20 protein-coding genes are annotated in these 19,111 nt (G+C 67.0%); 9 read left to right on the top strand and 11 right to left on the bottom strand.

The window, feature by feature from the left end; genetic code table 11:
• Positions 1-266 precede the first annotated feature (266 nt).
• The 3 genes from ispH to OEW28_RS12420 all read left to right on the top strand — a co-directional run bounded on the left by ispH (position 267) and on the right by OEW28_RS12420 (position 2,369).
• Positions 267-1,214 (top strand): 4-hydroxy-3-methylbut-2-enyl diphosphate reductase, encoded by a 948-nt coding sequence (ispH, locus tag OEW28_RS12430; RefSeq protein WP_263735092.1) that lies wholly within the window; start codon positions 267-269, stop codon positions 1,212-1,214.
• 68 nt (positions 1,215-1,282) lie between these two features.
• Positions 1,283-1,762 (top strand): ribonuclease HI, encoded by a 480-nt coding sequence (rnhA, locus tag OEW28_RS12425; protein WP_263735091.1) that lies wholly within the window; start codon positions 1,283-1,285, stop codon positions 1,760-1,762.
• The gene (locus OEW28_RS12420) at positions 1,749-2,369 is read left to right on the top strand and encodes a trimeric intracellular cation channel family protein (protein ID WP_263735090.1); all 621 of its coding nucleotides are present in this window, start codon (positions 1,749-1,751) and stop codon (positions 2,367-2,369) included. The genes rnhA and OEW28_RS12420 overlap by 14 nt, the downstream gene beginning before the upstream one ends.
• A gap of 60 nt (positions 2,370-2,429) precedes the next feature.
• On the opposite strand, the gene OEW28_RS12415 is transcribed toward OEW28_RS12420, so the two are convergent.
• The 3 genes from OEW28_RS12415 to OEW28_RS12405 are packed head-to-tail and all read right to left on the bottom strand — an operon-like array spanning position 2,430 to position 4,481.
• Positions 2,430-3,215, bottom strand: coding sequence for a metal ABC transporter permease (locus OEW28_RS12415; RefSeq protein WP_263735366.1), 786 nt, complete (start codon positions 3,213-3,215; stop codon positions 2,430-2,432).
• A complete protein-coding gene (locus OEW28_RS12410; protein WP_263735089.1) occupies positions 3,208-3,996 on the bottom strand; it encodes a metal ABC transporter ATP-binding protein in 789 nt (262 codons plus the stop codon). The genes OEW28_RS12415 and OEW28_RS12410 overlap by 8 nt, the downstream gene beginning before the upstream one ends.
• Complete coding sequence (locus tag OEW28_RS12405) at positions 3,987-4,481, bottom strand: transcriptional repressor (protein WP_412174800.1); 495 nt, start codon at positions 4,479-4,481, stop codon at positions 3,987-3,989. Before OEW28_RS12405 ends, OEW28_RS12410 begins: the two co-directional genes overlap by 10 nt.
• Positions 4,482-4,556: 75 nt before the next feature.
• On the opposite strand from OEW28_RS12405, the gene OEW28_RS12400 reads away from it, so the two are divergent.
• The gene (locus tag OEW28_RS12400; RefSeq protein WP_263735087.1) at positions 4,557-5,465 is read left to right on the top strand and encodes a zinc ABC transporter substrate-binding protein; all 909 of its coding nucleotides are present in this window, start codon (positions 4,557-4,559) and stop codon (positions 5,463-5,465) included.
• A gap of 5 nt (positions 5,466-5,470) precedes the next feature.
• Here OEW28_RS12400 and OEW28_RS12395 read toward each other — a convergent pair whose 3' ends face one another.
• Both OEW28_RS12395 and bhcR read right to left on the bottom strand, forming a co-directional pair.
• Positions 5,471-5,791 carry an antibiotic biosynthesis monooxygenase family protein gene (locus tag OEW28_RS12395; protein WP_263735086.1) on the bottom strand — a complete coding sequence of 107 codons (321 nt, stop codon included), beginning with the start codon at positions 5,789-5,791 and terminating at the stop codon, positions 5,471-5,473.
• A gap of 31 nt (positions 5,792-5,822) precedes the next feature.
• Complete coding sequence (gene bhcR, locus OEW28_RS12390; RefSeq protein WP_263735085.1) at positions 5,823-6,674, bottom strand: HTH-type transcriptional regulator BhcR; 852 nt, start codon at positions 6,672-6,674, stop codon at positions 5,823-5,825.
• Between the two features lie 179 nt (positions 6,675-6,853).
• Here bhcR and bhcA point away from each other — a divergent pair, with 179 nt between their 5' ends.
• The 5 genes from bhcA to OEW28_RS12365 all read left to right on the top strand — a co-directional run bounded on the left by bhcA (position 6,854) and on the right by OEW28_RS12365 (position 12,319).
• Positions 6,854-8,044 (top strand): L-aspartate--glyoxylate aminotransferase BhcA, encoded by a 1,191-nt coding sequence (bhcA, locus tag OEW28_RS12385; RefSeq protein ID WP_263735084.1) that lies wholly within the window; start codon positions 6,854-6,856, stop codon positions 8,042-8,044.
• A 1-nt stretch (position 8,045) separates the two neighbouring features.
• Entirely contained in the window at positions 8,046-9,032 is a 987-nt protein-coding gene (gene bhcB / locus OEW28_RS12380; protein WP_263735083.1) for a beta-hydroxyaspartate dehydratase BhcB, read from the top strand.
• Positions 9,029-10,195, top strand: coding sequence for a 3-hydroxy-D-aspartate aldolase BhcC (gene bhcC / locus OEW28_RS12375; protein ID WP_263735082.1), 1,167 nt, complete (start codon positions 9,029-9,031; stop codon positions 10,193-10,195). The genes bhcB and bhcC overlap by 4 nt, the downstream gene beginning before the upstream one ends.
• Positions 10,196-10,273: 78 nt before the next feature.
• Positions 10,274-11,233 carry an iminosuccinate reductase BhcD gene (gene bhcD, locus OEW28_RS12370; protein WP_263735081.1) on the top strand — a complete coding sequence of 320 codons (960 nt, stop codon included), beginning with the start codon at positions 10,274-10,276 and terminating at the stop codon, positions 11,231-11,233.
• Between the two features lie 99 nt (positions 11,234-11,332).
• Positions 11,333-12,319 carry a type I glyceraldehyde-3-phosphate dehydrogenase gene (locus OEW28_RS12365; RefSeq protein ID WP_263735080.1) on the top strand — a complete coding sequence of 329 codons (987 nt, stop codon included), beginning with the start codon at positions 11,333-11,335 and terminating at the stop codon, positions 12,317-12,319.
• Here OEW28_RS12365 and OEW28_RS12360 read toward each other — a convergent pair.
• The 6 genes from OEW28_RS12360 to puuE form a co-directional block, all read right to left on the bottom strand.
• Positions 12,316-13,629, bottom strand: a complete 1,314-nt coding sequence (locus OEW28_RS12360) for an aspartate aminotransferase family protein (RefSeq protein ID WP_263735079.1) — start codon at positions 13,627-13,629, stop codon at positions 12,316-12,318. The genes OEW28_RS12365 and OEW28_RS12360 overlap by 4 nt on opposite strands.
• Positions 13,626-14,654, bottom strand: a complete 1,029-nt coding sequence (locus tag OEW28_RS12355) for a phosphotransferase (RefSeq protein WP_263735078.1) — start codon at positions 14,652-14,654, stop codon at positions 13,626-13,628. The genes OEW28_RS12360 and OEW28_RS12355 overlap by 4 nt, the downstream gene beginning before the upstream one ends.
• Positions 14,655-14,736: 82 nt before the next feature.
• Positions 14,737-16,152, bottom strand: coding sequence for a uracil-xanthine permease family protein (locus OEW28_RS12350; protein WP_263735077.1), 1,416 nt, complete (start codon positions 16,150-16,152; stop codon positions 14,737-14,739).
• A gap of 112 nt (positions 16,153-16,264) precedes the next feature.
• On the bottom strand, positions 16,265-16,747 hold the full coding sequence (locus tag OEW28_RS12345) for an ureidoglycolate lyase (RefSeq protein WP_263735076.1): 483 nt from the start codon (positions 16,745-16,747) through the stop codon (positions 16,265-16,267).
• An 88-nt stretch (positions 16,748-16,835) separates the two neighbouring features.
• Positions 16,836-17,675 (bottom strand): bifunctional allantoicase/(S)-ureidoglycine aminohydrolase, encoded by an 840-nt coding sequence (locus OEW28_RS12340; RefSeq protein WP_263735075.1) that lies wholly within the window; start codon positions 17,673-17,675, stop codon positions 16,836-16,838.
• The gene (gene puuE / locus OEW28_RS12335) at positions 17,672-19,087 is read right to left on the bottom strand and encodes an allantoinase PuuE (protein WP_263735074.1); all 1,416 of its coding nucleotides are present in this window, start codon (positions 19,085-19,087) and stop codon (positions 17,672-17,674) included. Before puuE ends, OEW28_RS12340 begins: the two co-directional genes overlap by 4 nt.
• Positions 19,088-19,111: the final 24 nt, after the last annotated feature.

Here is a 19,111-nt window from a genome sequence, read left to right as displayed (position 1 = left end):
AGGGCGCCGGACGCGGAATCAGCGCAAAAACCAAAGGCTCCGCAAGCCGCGCTTGCCCGCAAAGCGTGATGCCTTTTTCGTCACGGATCCAGGTCTGCGGCCGATGGGCCGACCCCAGGCTTTCGGCACGATGAAACTTGCACGAACCGGGCGAAGCTGCCGCGTCCCTCTGACTGGCCGGAATGCCGCTCATGGACGCCGCGGCAAATCCGGGCTGGACCTGACCTCGCCGCGCGCTTACGTGAAGGGCAAGCAAGGAGAGCGCGATGAAACCGTCCCTGACCCTTTACCTCGCCGCGCCGCGCGGCTTTTGCGCCGGTGTGGACCGCGCGATCAAGATCGTCGAGATGGCGATCGAGAAATGGGGGGCGCCGGTCTATGTCCGCCACGAGATCGTGCACAACCGCTTCGTCGTGGATGGGCTGAGGGCGAAGGGCGCCGTCTTTGTCGAGGACCTGGGCGACTGCCCGGACGACCGTCCCGTGATCTTCTCGGCCCATGGGGTCCCCAAGTCCGTTCCGGCTGAGGCGGAGCGGCGCGAGATGGTCTATGTCGACGCGACCTGCCCGCTTGTCTCAAAGGTGCATATCGAGGCCGAGCGCCATCACGAAAACGGGCTGCAGATGGTCATGATCGGCCACGCGGGCCACCCCGAGACGCTGGGCACGATGGGCCAGCTGCCCGAGGGCGAGGTGATCCTGGTCGAGACGGCAGAGGACGTCGCGACAATCGCGCCGCGCGACCCGCAGCGGCTGGCCTTCATCACCCAGACGACGCTTTCGGTCGATGACACCGCGGGGATCGTGGCCGCATTGAAGGCGCGGTTCCCGACGATCATCGGCCCGCACAAGGAGGATATCTGCTACGCGACCACCAATCGGCAGGAAGCGGTCAAGGCCATCGCCGACCGGATCGACGCGCTTTTGGTGATCGGGGCGCCGAATTCCTCGAACTCCCGAAGGCTGGTCGAGGTGGGCCGGGCCGCCGGATGCGCCCATGCCCAACTGGTCGAGCGCGCGGCGGACATCGACTGGCGCGCGCTGGAAGGCGCGGGCGCGGTCGGACTTACGGCGGGTGCCTCGGCGCCGGAAGTGCTGGTGAACGAGGTCATCGACGCATTTCGGGCCCGCTTCGACGTGACGCTGGAGCTGGTGGAGACGGCGCGCGAAAAGGTCGAGTTCAAGGTGCCGCGCGTGCTGCGTCAACCGGCGTGAAGCCGGAAGCGAGTGCAGCGGGGGCTGTCTGCCCCCGCACCCCCGAGGATACTTGAGAAAAGAAGAAGATGCCGGAGCTTTTCGCGTTCACCGACGGGGCATGTTCGGGAAATCCCGGTCCGGGGGGCTGGGGCGTTCTGATGCGGGCGATGGAGGGCGAGACCGTCCTGCGCGAGCGCGAGCTTCATGGCGGCGAGGCCGATACCACCAACAACCGGATGGAGCTTCTGGCAGCCATCTCGGCGCTCGAGGCGCTGACCAGGGCCTCGACCATCACGATCGTCACCGACAGCGCCTATGTGAAAAACGGCGTGACGGCATGGATTCACGGCTGGAAGCGCAACGGCTGGCGCACGGCCGACCGGAAGCCTGTCAAAAACGTCGATCTCTGGCAGCGGCTTGAAGCGGCGCAGGCACGCCACCGCGTGACCTGGGAGTGGATCAAGGGCCATGCCGGGCACCCCGAGAACGAGCGCGCGGATGAGCTGGCGCGCACGGGCATGAAGCCCTTCAAGCGCAAGAAGGCCGGACCGGATGACGCTGCTTGAGCTGCTCGACTTTGCCTCGGTCTTCGTCTTCGCTCTGACAGGGGCGCTGGTCGCGAGCCGCGCGCAGCTGGACATCGTGGGTTTCGCCTTCGTCGCGGCGCTGACGGCGACGGGCGGAGGGACCGTTCGCGACGTGATCCTTGACCGCAATCCGGTCTTCTGGGTAGCGGAACCCATGTTCGTGGCAATTGCTGTCCTGGCGTCGGTCCTGGTCTTCTTCACCGCGCACATGTTCGAAAGCCGGCTGAGGGTTCTGACCTGGCTGGACGCGCTCGCCCTGGCCGTGGCCGTTCCCGCGGGAACCGGGGTGGCGATGACCCTGGGTCACAGCGCGGCGATCGTGCTTCTGATGGGGGTGGCGACCGGATGTCTGGGCGGATTGATGCGTGACGTCGTCTGCAACGAGGTTCCGCTGGTTCTGAAACAGGGTGAGCTTTACGTCACCGCGGCCCTGGCCGGTGCGGCGGCGGCCCTGCTGACGGCGCAGGCTGCGCCGCAGAGTGTGGCGCTAGTGGCCTGCGCCGTCGTCACCTTCGTGCTGCGCGCGGGTAGCCTGCTGTTTGGCTGGCGACTTCCGGTCTACCGCTCGCGCCCGCCTCGGCGCTAGCCGGGAACCGGATAGCGGCTGGAGGAGCCACGCGCGCCTCCTCCGGTCCCGCTCGGCCGGCTAGGTCGGGCGGCGGGGGATCAGGCTCAGCGCAAAGATCGCGGCGGCCGTAGCCACGATCGAAGGCCCGGCCGGCGTGTCCAAACGCAGCGAAAGCGCCAGACCGCCCAAGACGGCCAGCGCGCCGAAAAGGGCGGCGATCGCGGCCATTGCCTCGGGCGAACGGGCGGGCCCGCGCGCCGCGGCGGCGGGGATGATCAGCATCGCCGCGATCAGGAGCGCACCGACGATCTTGACCGCCACCGCGACAACGAGCGCGAGCGCAAGCGTCAGGACGAGCCTTTCGCGCCGGGGATCTATGCCCGACGCCTGGGCCAGGGCCTCGTCCACGGTGGCGGTCAGCAGTGCCTGCCATCGCCAGGCGATCAGCCCCAGGACCAGCGCGGCGCCGCCCCATATCCAGATCAGATCGGCGTCCGTCACGGCGAGGATGTCGCCGAACAGGTAGGCTGACAGGTCGGAGCGAACGCCCGGCAGGAAGGAAACCGCGATCAGCCCCAGCGCCAGCGCGGAATGGGCCAGCACGCCCAGCGCCGAATCCGCGGCCTGCCCGCGGCCGGTCAGGGCGGACACCGCCAGGCCCATCGCCATCGCGACCGCCAATGTGCCGGCATAGACCGGAAGGTCCGTCGCCAACGCCAACGCCACGCCGAGAATGGCCGCGTGGGCGGTCGCGTCGCCGAAGAACGCCATGCGCCGCCAGACGACGAAAGCCCCAAGCGGGCCGGTCGCCAGCGTCAGGCCCAAGCCTGCAAGGGCTGCCCGGATCAGGAAGTCCTCAGGCATCCGCGCCCTCGTGGTGATGGTGATGGGGGTGATGATTGGCGTGGCCGTGTTCATGGTCATGGTCATGGTCATGGTCATGGTCATGGTCATGAACGTGGCGATAGAGGGCCAGCGCCCCGCCGGTGCCCAGCCCGAAGAGTGCGCGGTATTCTGGTGCCTCGGACACGACGCGCGGCGCGCCTTCGCAGCATACGTGACCATTCAGGCAGATGACCCTGTCCGTCGCGCTCATCACGACATGCAGGTCGTGACTGACCATCAGGACGGCCACGCCGGTTTCGGCGCGCACCTCTTCGATCAGGCGGTAGAACGCGGCGACGCCCGGCTGATCCAGACCTTGGGTCGGTTCGTCCAGAATCAGGATTTCCGGCTTGGCCAGAAGTGCGCGGGCCAGCAGCACACGCTGGAACTGGCCGCCGGACAGCGCCGACATCGGGCGCGACCCGATGCCAGGCACCGCGACCCGCCGCAGCGCGGCCTCGGCTTCTGTGTCGGGCACCCGATGGGGCAGAGACAGGAAACGGCGCACAGACATGGGCAGGCGGGCGTCCATGTGCAACCTTTGCGGAACGTAGCCGATGCTTAACCCGGGCGCATGCGTCACCTGCCCTTCGGCCGCATGTTCAAGCCCGATCAGCGCCTTCAGAAGCGTGGACTTGCCAGAGCCGTTCGGCCCGACGACGGTGACGATCTCCCCTTTCGAGATCGCGAAATCGACGGATGACAACGCGATCTGCGCGCCATGCCGGACCGACAGGCCCCGGGCCGAGATCAGTTGCATTGCGCCGCCTCCGCGCACGCTGGGCATTGGCCCACCGCTTCCGCATTCATCCGCTCGATCGTGAAGCCGACGGCGCGCGCCGCGGCCTCCATTGCGGCGCGCACGGGTTCCGCCGGCGCCTCGGCCACGCTGCCGCAAGTGTTGCAGATAAAGAAGGCAGGCGCATGGCTTTCGCCTGGGTGCATGCAGGCGGCAAAGGCATTCAGCCGCCGGATGCGATGCGCGAGCCCCTGATCGACCAGAAACTCAAGCGCACGATACGCGACCGGTGGCTTGTTCCCGAACCCCTCGGCGGCAAGCCGGTCCAGAACCTCGTAGGCGCCCATGGCCCGGTGCGCCTCAAGCAGGATCTCCAGCACGCGCCGCCTGACGGGCGTCAGCCGCGCCCCGCGCTCTTCGGCCAGCGCCTCGGCACGTGCAAGCACGTCGCCGGCGCAGTGGCCGTGGTCGTGCTTGGCGAACGCAAGCGCCGCGCCCTCTGCCATATCCGTCATGATTCGCCCCTTGACTGTTACGATATAACATATGATATCGCCGATGCCCGAGCAAGCGAGGTTCACATGCGCATCCTTCCCATTCTTGCCCTTCTTGCAGCCCAGCCCGCCGCAGCCGAGGTGCCGCGCGTCGTGACCGACATGCCGGTCGTGCACTCTCTTGTCGCGGCAGTCATGGGCGATCTGGGCGCGCCCGAGGTTCTGCTGGACAGGGGCGCCGATGCCCATGACTTCCAGCTTCGCCCATCTCAGCGGGCCGCCCTGGGTGAGGCGAACGTCGTGTTCTGGATCGGACCCGAGATGACCCCTTGGCTTGACCGCGCGCTGAATGCCGTGACGCCGGATCAGACGGTGGCGCTGCTGGACGTCTCCGCGACGTCGCTTCGCCACTTCGACGGGGACCCCGAACCGGACGGCCATGACGATGAAGGGGAACACCACCACGAAGGCGGGATCGATCCGCATGCCTGGCTGAACCCGGACAATGCGGCGGTCTGGCTGGACGCGATCGCAGAGACTCTCATCCGGCAAGATGGCGAACATTCCGGCGTCTACCTGGCCAACGCAGCTATGGCCAAGGCCGGGCTGCGCGACCTGACGGCTACGATCGAGGCGGAGATGGCGTCGACCCCCAAGGCCCCGATCATCGTTGCCCACGACGCGCTTGGCTATTTCGCGGATCGCTTCGGCCTGACCATTGCCGCAAGCGTCGCGAAGGGCGACGCCGCCGCGCCCGGCGCTGGCCACCTGTCAGAAACCCGCATGCTGCTGGAAAGCGGCGCTGTGGCCTGCATCTTCCCCGAGGCGGGAACCGACCCAAAGTCGATCGAGACGCTGGATCAGGATACGCCCGCCCGCATCGGCCGGGCGCTTGATCCGGAGGGACGCGCGCTGGAACCCGGACCGGGCCTTTACACCGAACTGCTCACGGCGATGTCGGCGGCGATCCGGGACTGCCTGGCAGAGGCGTCCTGAAGCGGTCAGTTGTAGCTGGCCATGACCTCGTACATGACCGGCTCGAACCGGGAACAAAGCGCGGCGATCCGGCGGTTGCGTTCGCGCATCTCGGGCGTTCGGAGCATGGCCTGGAAATCCTCGCGCCGCTGCCACAGTGAATAGTTCGCGATCCGGGTCTGCGCGTCGTTCATGTGCAGACCTGCACCGATGAATCCGGGCTGTTTGGATATGAAGCTTTCGTAGGCATCGCTGAGTTCGTCCATCAGGTCCTGCGCCGTGCCCGGTGTCATCTCGAATGTTGTGATGACGGTCTGGCCGGAAAATTCCTTGGAAATCGTGGGCATGGCTTCCTCCTTGGCGCGCGTCCTTCCCTGACTATCGCGCCCGTGGCCGGGTCTGTAAACGGCTTTCGCCCTGGTCCGGGATGCGCCCGCCCGTCGCCATCGTCACTTCGTCGGCCGCCGCGCGGACCTTGGCGCCGATACGCGGAGCCTCGTCCAGCGCCATCCGGAACGCCGGGCCCGATACCGACAAGCCAGCGACCGGTTCCCCGTGCGCGTTGAACACGGGGGCCGCGACGCAGCGCATGCCCTCGGCGCGTTCCTGATCGTCAATCGCGTAGCCGCGCAGGCGCGTCGCGGCGAGATCGGCCAGCAGGGCCGCCTCGGTCGAAAGCGAACGGGGCGTGAGCGCCTGCAATCCCTGCGCCGCGATCTGGCGCACGCGCGCTTCCGGGTACCAGGCCAGAAGCGCCTTGCCGATCCCCGAGATATGCATGTCAGACAGCGTGCCGGGCGGAAAGAAGGCGCGGATCGCCTCGTGCGTTTCGACCTGGCTGAGAAACAGCACCCGGTCGCGGTGTTCCACGCCGAGGTTGGACGTCTCTCCCGTCGCGCGCATCAGCCGGTCCATCGGTTGCCGGGCCCGTTCGACCACCTTGGTGCGGCGCAGGAATTCGGAGCCGACACGAAAGGCCCCGCCCCCGACATGCCAAAGCTGGCCTGGTTCCTCGACCTCGACGAAGCCATGCGACTGCAGCGTGGTCAGCACCCGGTAGACGGTCGGGGCGGCCTGCCGGGTACGCGCCGCAAGCTCGGACAGCGTCAGCCCGCCGGCTTCGCTGACCACCTTCAGGATCATCAGCGCCCGGTCCAGCGACTGGATCGTGTTCTGTTCGGTCCGGTCGTGAAAGCTCTTGGGGCGCCCGCGGGGACGTGGTTCGGTCATGTGACTCCTCCTTGCCCTTTTTTACTTTCGAAAAACCATTCCGCGCAATGAAAAACTAATAAACTATATATTTCCGTGCCTTGAGATATTTTTCCATCTTGCGAAACTATTTTTCGAAAAAATTGCGCCCCGCTCCGCCCCCGCGTTATCGTCATCCCGTTCCGAATTGGGGGAAGTACATGTCCTATCAGAATCCGGTCTTCATTCCCGGCCCGACCAACATTCCGGAGGTCATCCGCAAGGCGTGCGACATGCCCACGATCGACCACCGCTCGCCCGCCTTTGCGCGAATCTTCAAGCCGGCTGTGGCGGGCGTGAAGGCTGTTCTGGGCACACGCGACGGTGAGATCATACTGTTCCCCTCGACCGGCACGGGCGGCTGGGAAGCGGCAATCACGAACACGCTGTCGCCCGGCGACACGATCCTTGCCGCCCGCTTCGGCATGTTCAGCCATCGCTGGATCGACATGTGCCAGCGCCATGGGCTCAAGGCCCAGATCATCGAAACGCCCTGGGGAGAGGGCGCCCCCCTGGAAGCGATCGAGGCCGCGCTGGCCGCCGACACCGCGCACCGGATCCGGGCGGTCCTGGCGACGCACAACGAAACCGCAACCGGCGTGAAAAGCGACATCGCCGGGATCCGCCGCGCGATGGACCGGACCGGCCATCCGGCAATGCTGTTCGTCGACGGCGTGTCCTCGATCGGCTCGATGCCGTTCGAGATGGACCGCTGGGGGGTCGATATCGCGGTCGCGGGAAGCCAGAAGGGGTTCATGCTGCCCGCCGGCCTCGCGATCCTGGGCCTGTCGAAGAAGGCCGTCGCGGCGATGGAAACGGCCACCCTGCCCCGAACGTTCTTCGACTTCCGCGACATGCAGAAAAGCTACGCGGCCGGGGGCTATCCCTACACGCCGGCGGTCGGGCTGATCAACGGGCTCTCCACCGCGGTGCAGATGCTTCAGGATGAAGGGCTGGACAAGGTCTATGCACGCCACCGCCGCATCGCAGAGGGCGTGCGCCGCGCCGTTGCCGCCTGGGGCATGCGCCCCTGCGCGGCGACGCCGGATCTTTATTCTGATACAGTGACCGCCGTCGTGGTTCCGGACGGTTTCAACGGCACCGAAGTCGTGAGCCTGGCCGCATCCAAATACGGAATGGCGTTCGGCGTGGGCTTGGGCGAGGTCGCGGGAAAGGTCTTCCGCATCGGGCATCTGGGCAGCCTGACGGATGCGATGATGCTGTCCGGCCTCGCCACCGCAGAGATGTGCATGGCCGACCTTGGCTATCCGATCACGCTGGGGTCCGGGGTCGCGGCGGCGCAGGAGTACTATCGCAAGACCGCCGGCGAAACCGCCAGGGCGGCGGCGTAGGATGAAGGATCACGCGATGCACATCCCGACTTATGACGACATGTTGGCGGCGCATGATCGGATCAGGCCGCATATTCGTCGGACGCCGGTTCGGACGTCGGATTATCTGGACGATCTGGCGGGCTGTCAGCTGTTCTTCAAGTGCGAGAACTTCCAGGAGCCGGGCGCCTTCAAGGTGCGGGGTGCGGCGAACGCGGTCTTTGGGCTGAGCGACGCACAGACGGCGAAGGGCGTCGCCACGCATTCGTCCGGCAACCACGCCTCGTGCCTCAGCTATGCGGCGATGCTGCGCGGCATTCCGTGCAACGTGGTGATGCCGCGGACGGCGCCGCAGGCCAAGAAGGACACGGTGCGCCGCTACGGCGGGCGGATCACCGAATGCGAGCCCTCGACAAGCTCGCGCGAGGCGACCTTTGCGCAGGTGCAGGCGGCGACCGGGGGCGACTTCGTCCATCCCTACAACGACCCGCGCGTGATCGCCGGGCAGGGGACCTGCTCGAAGGAGTTCATGGAACAGGTGGACGGGCTCGACAGGGTGGTCGCCCCGATCGGCGGCGGCGGCATGATCTCAGGCACCTGCCTGACGCTTTCGACGCTGGCGCCGGAAACGAAGGTGATCGCGGCCGAGCCCGAGCAGGCCGACGACGCCTACCGCAGCTTCAAGGCCGGCCACATCATCGCCGACGACGCGCCCAAGACCGTGGCGGACGGGCTCCTGGTGCCGCTCAAGGACCTGACCTGGCACTTCGTGAAGTCCCATGTCAGCGACATCCTGACCGCGTCCGATCCCGAGATCGTCGAGGCGATGAAGCTGACCTGGAAACACCTGCGCGTGGTCATGGAGCCATCGAGCGCCGTGCCGCTGGCCACGATCCTGAAGAACCGCGACCGCTTCGCCGGCAAGCGCGTGGGCGTCATCATCACCGGCGGCAACGTCGATCTGGACAAACTGCCCTGGATGCAGGGCCGAGAAGGAGAGTTCCGATGAAAGAGTTCGTCGATTTCGACGCCTGCGAAGTGGGCTTCGACATTCCCGCCAAGCCCGGCATGGACGAGGCCGACATCCAGACGCCCTGCCTGGTGCTCGACCTTGACGCGCTGGAGCGCAACATCCGGAAGATGGGCGACTACGCCCGGGCGCACGGGATGCGCCACCGCGCGCATGGCAAGATGCACAAGTCGGTGGACGTGCTGAAGCTGCAGATGGAGCTGGGCGGCGCGGTCGGCGTCTGCTGCCAGAAAGTGTCCGAGGCCGAGGTCTTCGCCCGGGCCGGGATCAAGGAGATCCTCGTCTCGAACCAGGTGCGCGACGCGGCCAAGATCGAGCGGCTGGCGCAACTGCCGAAGATCAGCGGCGGCGAGGTGATCGTCTGTGTCGACGACGTGGCCAATGTGGCCGATCTGTCGGCGGCAGCGACGAAGCACGGCACCACGCTGGGCGTCTTCATCGAGATCGACTGCGGCGCGGGGCGCTGCGGCGTGACCACGACCCCGGCGGTCGTCGAGATCGCCCGGGCCGTCATGGCCGCCGATGCCCTGGTCTACCGCGGCATCCAGGCCTATCAGGGCGCGATGCAGCACATGGACAGCTTCGAGGACCGCAAGGCCAAGATCGACGCGGCGATTGCCCAGGTCAGGGACGCCGTCGAGGCGCTGAAGGCCGAGGGCATCGAGACCGACCTGGTGTCGGGCGGCGGCACGGGATCCTACTACTTCGAGTCGAACTCGGGCCTTTACAACGAGCTTCAGTGCGGCTCCTACGCCTTCATGGATGCCGACTACGGCCGCATCCTCGACCAGGACGGCCGCCGCATCGACGCCGGCGAGTGGGAGAACGCCTTCTTCATCCTGACCAGCGTCATGAGCCACGCCAAGGCCGACAAGGCGATCTGCGACGCGGGGCTGAAGGCGCAGTCGGTCGACAGCGGGTTGCCGGTCGTCTACGGGCGCGATGACGTGACATACATCAAGTGCTCGGACGAACATGGCGTCATCTCGGATCCCGAGGGCGTGCTGAAGGTCAACGAGAAGCTGAAGCTGGTTCCCGGCCACTGCGATCCCACCGCGAATGTCCACGACTGGTACGTCGGCGTCCGCAACGGCAAGGTCGAGGTCGTCTGGCCGGTTTCGGCGCGCGGCAAGGCTTACTGAGCGCGCAGAAGCGCCCAGCCGGCGGGGACGCTGCCCCCGCACCCCCGGAGTATTTGGGCCAGAATGAAAGGAAGCGGCATGCTGATCGTGCCAGAGAAATTCATCGCCGATCTGGTCTCGGCCGAGGATGCCTTCGCCGCGGTCGAGGCGACCTTCGCCGCGATGGCGCGGGAGGAGGCCTGCAACTTCCCCGTGGTACGGGAGGCGCTTGGCGAAGGCCGGCAATACGGGTTCAAGTCTGGGCTGGACCGCGCCGGCGGGATGCTGGGCGTGAAGGCGGGGGGATACTTTCCGGGCAATGCGGGGAAGGGCATCCCCAACCACCAGTCGACGGTCTACCTGTTCGATCCCGACACTGGGCGCCCCACCGCCATGGTCGGTGGAAACCTCTTGACGGCGCTGCGCACCGCCGCGGCCTCCGCGATCTCGATCGACCGGCTGGCACGGCGGGATGCGAAGGTGCTGGGCATGGTCGGCGCCGGCCACCAGGCCGCGTTCCAGCTGCGCGCCGCCGCGCGGGCGCGCGGCTTCGAAAAGGTCATCGCCTGGAACCTGCACCCGGAGATGCTGGCGAAGCTTGGCGAAGTCGCGGCGGAACTCGGCCTGCCCTTCGAAGCCGTGCCGCTGGAGCGGATGGTCGAGGCCGACGTGATCGTGACCATCACCTCCTCGCCCGCGGCCACGCTCATGGCCGCGCATGTGGCGCCGGGGACGCACCTGGCCTGCATGGGCACCGACACAAGGGGCAAGCAGGAGGTCGAGCCCGCGCTTCTGGCCCGCGCGCGGGTCTTCACCGACGAGGTCGCGCAATCCGTGACCATCGGCGAGGCGCAGCACGCCGTCGCGGCCGGCCTGATCGCGGCGGGCGACATCACCCCCATCGGCGCCGTCATCGCCGGGCTGGCCGAGGCGCGCATGTCAAAGGACGAAATCACCCTCTTCGACGGAACCGGCGTCGGCCTGCAGGACCTCGCCGTCGCAGGCGCGGCCGTGCGCCGCGCCAAGGAACGCGGCCTGGGGGAAAAGGTCGAGGTCTGAAATCCCCCACCGGCCTGGCGCGTATCGGTTACAAATTAGGGGTTTCGGGCCGCGCGCCTTCGTGGTTTGACTGACCCGCTTGCGCGGTGGAGGGCACAGATGGCGGTTCGGGTTGCGATCAACGGGTTCGGCCGGATCGGGCGGTCGGTTCTGCGGGCCGCGCTTTCGGACCCGCGACATGCCGATATCGAGATCGTCGCCCTGAACGACATCGCCAAGCCTGAAATGGCGGCTTACCTTTTCGAGTACGACAGCACCTTCGGCCCATGGAAGGGCGACGTCCGGCTTGAGCCCGGCGCCCTTGTCGTGGACGGCCAGCGCATCGCGCTGACCGGGGCACGCGACCTGTCGACACTGGACCTGTCCGGCATCGACCTGGTGATGGAATGCACGGGCCTTGGCGGGGAACGGTCCTTCGCGGAAGCCGGGCTGAAGGCAGGGGCCGGGCGCGTGCTGGTGTCCGGTCCCTCAAGGACGGCGGACTTCACCCTTGTGATCGGCGCCAACGACAGCCGGCTTTCGCCGGATCACCGCATCGTGTCCAACGCGTCCTGCACCACCAACGCGCTGGCGCCGCTGGCCCGGCTGATCGATGCCGAATGGGGCGTCGAGACGGGGTGGATGACCACGATCCATTGCTACACGGGATCACAGCCCACGGTGGACGCGCCGGGCGCCGACTATGCCCGCAGTCGGGCCGCGGCGCTTTCGATGGTGCCGACCACGACCTCGGCGCAAAGGCTTCTGGACGTGGTGCTCCCAGAGATCGCGGGACGCATCGAGGGCGCGGCTGTCCGCGTGCCCACGGCCTCGGTATCGGCCGTGGACCTGGCGGTGATGACGCGGGCGAAACCCGGACGGGAAGCGGTGAACGAAGCGCTTCAGGCCGTGGGCGGGGTGATCGGCTGGACCGACCGCCCACTTGTTTCAAGCGATCTGCGCGCCCGCCGCGAAAGCATCGTCATGGCATTGCCGGAAACGCATGTGACGGCGGCTGGCCTGATCCGGGTCTTCGGCTGGTATGACAACGAATGGGGCTTTTCCAATCGTATGCTCGATGCCGCGCGTCTGATGGCCGCGCATTAGGCAAGCGCGCGCAGCACCCCGTCGAGCCGATCCACGAAGATGTCGGCGTGATCGCGACCGAAGACGAGCGGCGGACGGATTTTCAGCGTATTGGCATTCCTGCCCGTGGCCGAGATCAGAACGCCCGCCTCGCGCAGCGCGTTGACGATCCTGTGGGTCCGCCGCGCGTCGGGCTGATCCGCCGCCACGATGTCGACGCCGATGAAAAGCCCGGCGGCGCGGATGGAGCCGATGGCATCGAAGCGGCCGGCGAGGGCGCGCAACCCATCCGCAAGGTAGGCGCCGGTCACCTTGGCGTTTCCGATCAATCCCTCATCCTCGATCACGTCCAGGACCGCGCTGGCGGTCGCGGCGGCCACGGCATTTCCGCCGAAGGTGTTGAAGTAGCGCCCTTTCGCGCCAAATCGTTCAACGGGCTCGGGCCGCAGCACAAGGCCCGCGACGGGATATCCGTTGCCCATCGGCTTGCCGAGGCTGACCATGTCCGGGACGATCCCGTGGCGGGAAAACCCCCACATGCCCGCACCGGTGCGGCCGAAGCCGGGCTGCACCTCATCCGCGATGAACAGCCCGCCCGCCGCGCGGATCGCGGCGACCGCAGGAGCCAGGAACCCGGCAGGATCGGGGATCACCCCGTCCGAGGAAAACACCGTGTCGACGATCAGCACGGCGGGCCTAATGCCGTGCCGCCTGAGGTCGTCGATCGCTGCCTGCACGCCCGCGGCGAACACTTCGCCCGCGCGATCCCCCAGTTCCGGATCGGGGGCCGGAACGGTGCGCACATGCGCGCCCAGCGGGACCCCGGGGCCAAGCGATGGCGAGAATCCAGAAACCGCAAGCGTCACGCCATGATAGGCGTTTTCCGTCACGATGACCCCGGTGCCGCCCGTGTGCTCCCGCGCGATCCGAAGGGCAAGATCGTTTGCCTCGGACCCGGTGCAGGTGAACATCATGTGCGAAAGCGCCGAGGGGAAGGTCACAAGCAGCCGTTCGGAATAATCCAGGATCGCTTCGTGCAAATAGCGGGTGTGGCTGGCGAAGGTCGCTGCCTGCGACGCCATGGCGGCGACCACGCGGGGGTGGCAATGCCCGACAGAGGCCACGTTGTTGTAGGTGTCCAGGTAGGCTTTGCCCGCCGAGTCGTAGAGCCAGACACCTTCGCCGCGCACCAGATGCACCGGGGTTTCATAGAAAAGTCGGTAGGCCGGGCCAAGCGCGCGGTCGCGCCGGGCGACAAGGGTCGCATCTTCGTCCGACAGGTTTCCCTTACCCGCGACATAGGCGTTCGGCATGGCTTCGCGGGCGGTCATTCGCGGATCTCCAGTGCGCGGGCGAAGTGGCGGCGCGCCGCCCCCCTGCCCGTTTCGGTCAGTGCGGCCAGTCCCGCGCCAGAGGACGGGACGTTGCGCAGGATATAGGGGGCGTTGCCGGGGTAAAGCCCGGCCCGCCAGTGTGCGATGACGACGGTCAGCACCATCCGCATCGCGATCAGGTCGGGGATCAGCCGCGCCTCTCCCCCGGTCAGCGGCAGGACCGAATGCCAGGCGGCGACGACCTCGGTCAGCGTTTCCAGGGGGCGCACCGGATCGGCGTGATAGGACGCCGCAACCGCCAGGTCGCAGGCGCGCGGCGTGCGAACCATGTCACCGAAGTCCAGGATACCGGTTACGGCACGACCCATGGGGTCGGTCAGGACGTTGTGGGGATTGAGGTCGGCATGGACGACCTGCCAGGGAAGACCCGCAAGAGCCGGGGCAATCTCATCCTCGAACCGGTCGAGCCAGAGCGCCGCAAGGTCGCGAAGGCGCGCGTCGGTGACCGTGTGCAGGAACGGGCGCAGCCGGGCTGCGTTCCGGATGTCCCACAGAAGCTCATGCCCTGCCGCCGGGTGGTCGAACCCCTCAAGCGCGCGGGCAAGGCGTGCGGCAGTGGTGCCCAGGCTGCGCCGCAGCGCGGGGCCAGAGGCAACCCTGTGCATCGGATGCCCCTCGACCCAGCTCATCAGCCTCAGGATCTCCCCCCCTGGCAGGGGCACGCCCGTGCGCCCGTCCAGGGACCGGACGACTCGCGGAACGGGCAGTGCGGGGTCTCGGGCCGCGATATGCAGAAGTGCGCCGGTCTGAAACTCGACAACCACGGCTGGTTCGGCCGCGTTGCCGATCTTCAGCACGAAGCTTTCCCCCGAGGGCGTCGTCAGGCGAAAGTTCAGGTCCCGTTCGGATGCCAGGGGCTCAAGCCGGCCGGTCCGGCCGAAATGCCGTTCGGCCAGTGCAAGCGCGTCTTCCGGCGAATGCGCCGGTGGCGGGGCGGTCAGGCTTGGGGCGTTCGCGTCCATCTTAATTTGATCAAAATTTGAACGCAGCTAATCACAGATGCGGCCCCCGCACAAGCGGAGGCCGCCTTGGCCGCGCCCGGCGTCAGTCGTCAAGCTGCTCGGGCAGTGCCAGGTTCAGGATGATGGCGATCGCCGCTGCGGGCAGCAGGCCAGAGGTCAGCAGGATCTGCGCCGTCCGGCCCATGTGCTGCAGGGCCTCGGGCACCAGTTGCAGGCCAAGACTGACCGACAGGGCGGTGGCGAAGATCACCATGTTGCGGCGGTTCCACCTGACTTCGGACAGCATGTTGACACCGGCCGCGCAGACCATGCCGAACATCACGACGACACCGCCGCCAAGCACGTTGATCGGAACGGTGTTGATGGCCGCGCCGATCTTGGGGATCAGGCCGCAGACGATCAGGAACAGCGCGCCGATCGTCACGACATGGCGGCTCATGACGCCTGTCATGGCGATAAGGCCGACGTTCTGGCTGAACGAGGTGTTGGGCAGGCCGCCAAAGATGCCTGCGACCGCCGTGCCCGCGCCGTCGGCGAAGGTCGCGCCCTGGATCTCCTTGTCCGTCGCTTCGCGGCCCGCGCCGCCCTTGGTGATGCCCGACACGTCGCCGACGGTTTCGATCGCCGAGACGACTGCCATGAAGCACATGCCGACGATGATCGCGGCGTTGAACTGGAACCCCCACATGAAGGGATTGGGCAGCGCAAAGTATCCTGCGCGGGCGACCGACGCGAAGCTGACCTGGCCCATGACCAGCGCCACGGCGTAGCCGGCCATGATGCCGATCAGCACCGCCGCGACGGCCATGAAGCCACGGGTAAAGAACTTGATCGCCAGCGTGACGACGATGACCACGAGCGCCGGCAGCCACTGGGAAAAGCTGCCGAACTTGATCGTGGACCAGTCCACTTCGGTTCCGGCAGCTTTGGCCTCGGCGATCGCCCTCATGCCCGCGTCCATCGCGGGCACGCCGCCCGCGGCATACTGGATCCCGACCTTGACGAGTGCGAGCCCGATCATCAGCACGATCAGGCCCGTGACCAGCGGCGGCAGCGCGTAGCGGATGCGCCCGACGATGAAACCCAGGCAGAAGTGGAAAAGACCCCCGATGAAGACGCCGGCCATCAGCCCCGCAAGGCCTGCCGTCCCCAGCCCGGCGACGGCCGGAATCATGATCGGAACGAAGGCGAAGGATGTGCCCTGCACGATCGGCAGGCGGGCCCCGACCGGACCAGCGCCGATCGTCTGGAACAGTGTCGCGATGCCGGCAAAGAGCATCGACATCTGGATCATGTAGGTCATGTCCGGGAAACCGAGCGCGCCCTGGTCGGACCCGAAGCCGATCCCGGCGGCGCCGCATACGATGATCGCCGGCGTGACGTTCGAGACGAACATCGCAAGCACGTGCTGGATACCCAGCGGCACCGCCCTGGCCAACGGCGGCGTATAGTTCGGATCGCGGAGCTGATCCGGCGTCCCGATCGAAACATCGGTCATGTCACTCTCCCCTGGGGCCGCTGTTATTCGCGCCGTCTGCGCGCCGCCCCGGGGACGCGGTCCGGTTAGTCCGCCCGCCTTGCCCCTTTCCTCCCTGGGGCTAGACGGTGTCTCAGGTCGTCACGCGCCAGGGCGCGGAATACCTGTACTCCTCAAGGTTGGGACCATCGCCGATCCGGTCGACAACGGCGAAAAGCCCTGGTGCCCGCAGGGGAGTCAGAACCCCGTGCCAGGTGCCGCGGTGCAGGTTGATGCCCTGTCCGGGCGCCGTCACGAAGGCGCGCGGCCGTCCGGGCGCGCCACCTTCATCAAGGGCCACGATGACGAGGAACGGATGTTCCGTCATCGGCAGAAACGCCTGCGACCCCTCGGGATGGCGCTCGACAAGGTCGAATTCGTAGGGAATGCCGCGCGGTTCGGCATTGAAGATCGAAATTCCGGCACACCCGGAACCGAAATCGAGCCGCGCGAGGTCGTGATGACGGCGGCACAGACCCTCGTTGATCAGCCGATAGTCGCCCGTCGCATCCAGCACATCGCCGAAGGGCGCGAAGCTGGTCCGGCTCAGAGGTTCGGCATGGATCGTTCGGTTCATGCCGTGGCCCCGATATCGCGCCGGGGGCTCTGCCCCCGGACCCCCGGGATATTTCCGAAAAGAAGAAAAGGGGACATGCGCCAGGGTGTCATCGGCCGAACGCCCCCGGGCCGCGAAGCCTGGCGTGGCGGTTCACATCCTTGTAAAGCAGATAGCGGAAGGGACCGGGACCCGCGGCATAGCAGGCCTGAGGGCAATAGGCACGCAGCCACATGAAATCGCCTGCCTCGACCTCGACCCAGTCGCGGTTGAGCTTGTAGACGGCCTTGCCCTCAAGCACGTAGAGGCCGTGTTCCATCACATGGGTTTCCTCGAACGGGATCAGGCCGCCGGGTTGGAAGGTCACGATGTTGACATGCATGTCGTGGCGCAGGTCGGACGGGTCGGCGAAGCGGGTCGTGGCCCAGCGGCCTTGGGTGTCGGGCATGGCAATCGGTTCGACTTCGCGGTCCGAGGTCACGAAGGCATCTGGGGTGGGAATGCCCGCAGCGGGCTCGTAGAGCTTGCGGACCCAGTGGAAATGGGCCGTGTCATCGGAGCGGTTCCACAGACGCCAGGCGCAGCCGGGGGGCAGATAGGCGTAACCGCCCGCTTCGAGCACGTGGTCCTTGCCGTCGAGGGAAAGCGTTGCTGTTCCCCGGGTCACGAAGATGACGGACTGGGCGCCCGGTTCATTCTCGGGCGCGTCCGCTCCGCCACCGGGCGCGACCTCCATCACATATTGGCTGAAGGTCTCGGAAAAGCCCGACATCGGTCGGGCGATCAGCCACATGCGCGTGCCCGTCCAGCCCGGAAGGTAGCTGGTCACGATGTCCGAGAAGCACCCCTTCGGAATGAAGCAGTAGGCCTCGGTAAAGACGGCGCGGCCGGTCATCAGCGCGGTTTGGGGCGGCAGGCCTCCGGTCGGGGCGAAATAGGGTGCGGTCATCGTGGCAGCATGTCCTTCAGGCGGATTTCGGCGATGCGTTCGACCTGGGCGCAGGCCTCGGCGAACTCGGCATCGGTGTCGTTGGCGATACGGCGTCGGAAGGCATCGAGGATCGTCGCCTTGGTGTTGTCGCGCACGGCGATGATGAAGGGGAAGCCGTGGCGCTTGACGTAGGTTTCGTTGAGCTCGGTGAAGCTCGCGCGTTCGGCGTCGGTCAGCGCGTCGAGACCCGCGGAGGACTGTTCGTGCGTGGACTCGGCCGTCAGACGTCGGGCCTGAGCCAGTTTTCCGGCAAGGTCGGGGTGGGCCGTCAGCACGCCAAGGCGCTCTTCGCGGCTGGCCGACCGGAACATGCGGGCCAGCGCGCTGTGAAGCCCGGTGGCCGTGTCGTGCGCGGGGCCGAGTTCCAGGTCCCAGGCGCGCTCGGCGATCCACGGGGAATGTTCGAAGACGCCGCCGAAACGGGCCACGAAGGCGGCCTTGTCCATCCGGCTCGGGCGGTCGAAACGGCAGGGCGGATGGGTCGCGGCCCAGTGTCGCGCGATGTCGATCCGGCGCGGAAACCAGACGCCCTCATGCCCGCGGGCATAGTCGAGGAAGCGGCGAAGTCCCGCGATCTTGCCAGGCCGGCCGATCAGGCGGCAGTGCAGCCCCACGCTCATCATCTTGGCGCGGCCCGCCTGGCCTTCGCGGTACAGTTCGTCGAAGGCGTCCTTCAGATACTGATAGAACTGTTCGCCGGTGATGTAGCCCGGCGCGGTGGCGAAACGCATGTCGTTGGCTTCCAGCGTGTAGGGGATCACAAGCTGGTCTCGCCCCCCCGCCTCGATCCAGTAGGGCAGGTCGTCGTCATAGGTGTCCGAGATCCAGTCGAACCCCTGCTCGGCGGTCAGTCGCACGGTGTTGAGCGAACAGCGCCCCGTGTACCATCCGGTCGGGCGGCTGCCGGTGACCTCGGTGTGAAGCCGGATCGCCTCGGCGATCTGGCGGCGTTCCTCGTCTTCGGGCATGTCTCGGTGTTCGACCCACTTGAGGCCGTGGGAAGCGATTTCCCATCCCGCCGCCTTCATCGCCGCGACCTGCTCGGGCGAGCGGGCAAGCGCGGTGGCCACGCCATAGATCGTGACGGGGACATCCAATTCGGTGAACAGCCGGTGCAGACGCCAGAATCCGGCCCGGGCACCGTATTCGTAGATCGACTCCATGTTCCAGTGACGCTGGCCCGGCCACATGGCCGCGCCCGGTATGTCCGACAGGAATGCCTCGGACGCCGCGTCGCCGTGCAGGATGCAGTTCTCTCCGCCTTCCTCATAGTTCAGGACAAGGCTGACCGCCACCTTTGCGCCGCCCGGCCAGTTCGCGTCGGGCGCGTCGGGACCGTAGCCGGACATGTCGCGGGGATATCGGTTCATCGCACGGCTCCGGTGGTTCTGCTC

The organism is Albidovulum marisflavi, assembly GCF_025751435.1.
Classification (GTDB): domain Bacteria; phylum Pseudomonadota; class Alphaproteobacteria; order Rhodobacterales; family Rhodobacteraceae; genus Albidovulum; species Albidovulum marisflavi.
Note: the sequence above shows the minus strand (reverse complement) of the source record. Positions and strands in the feature narration are given on the sequence as shown.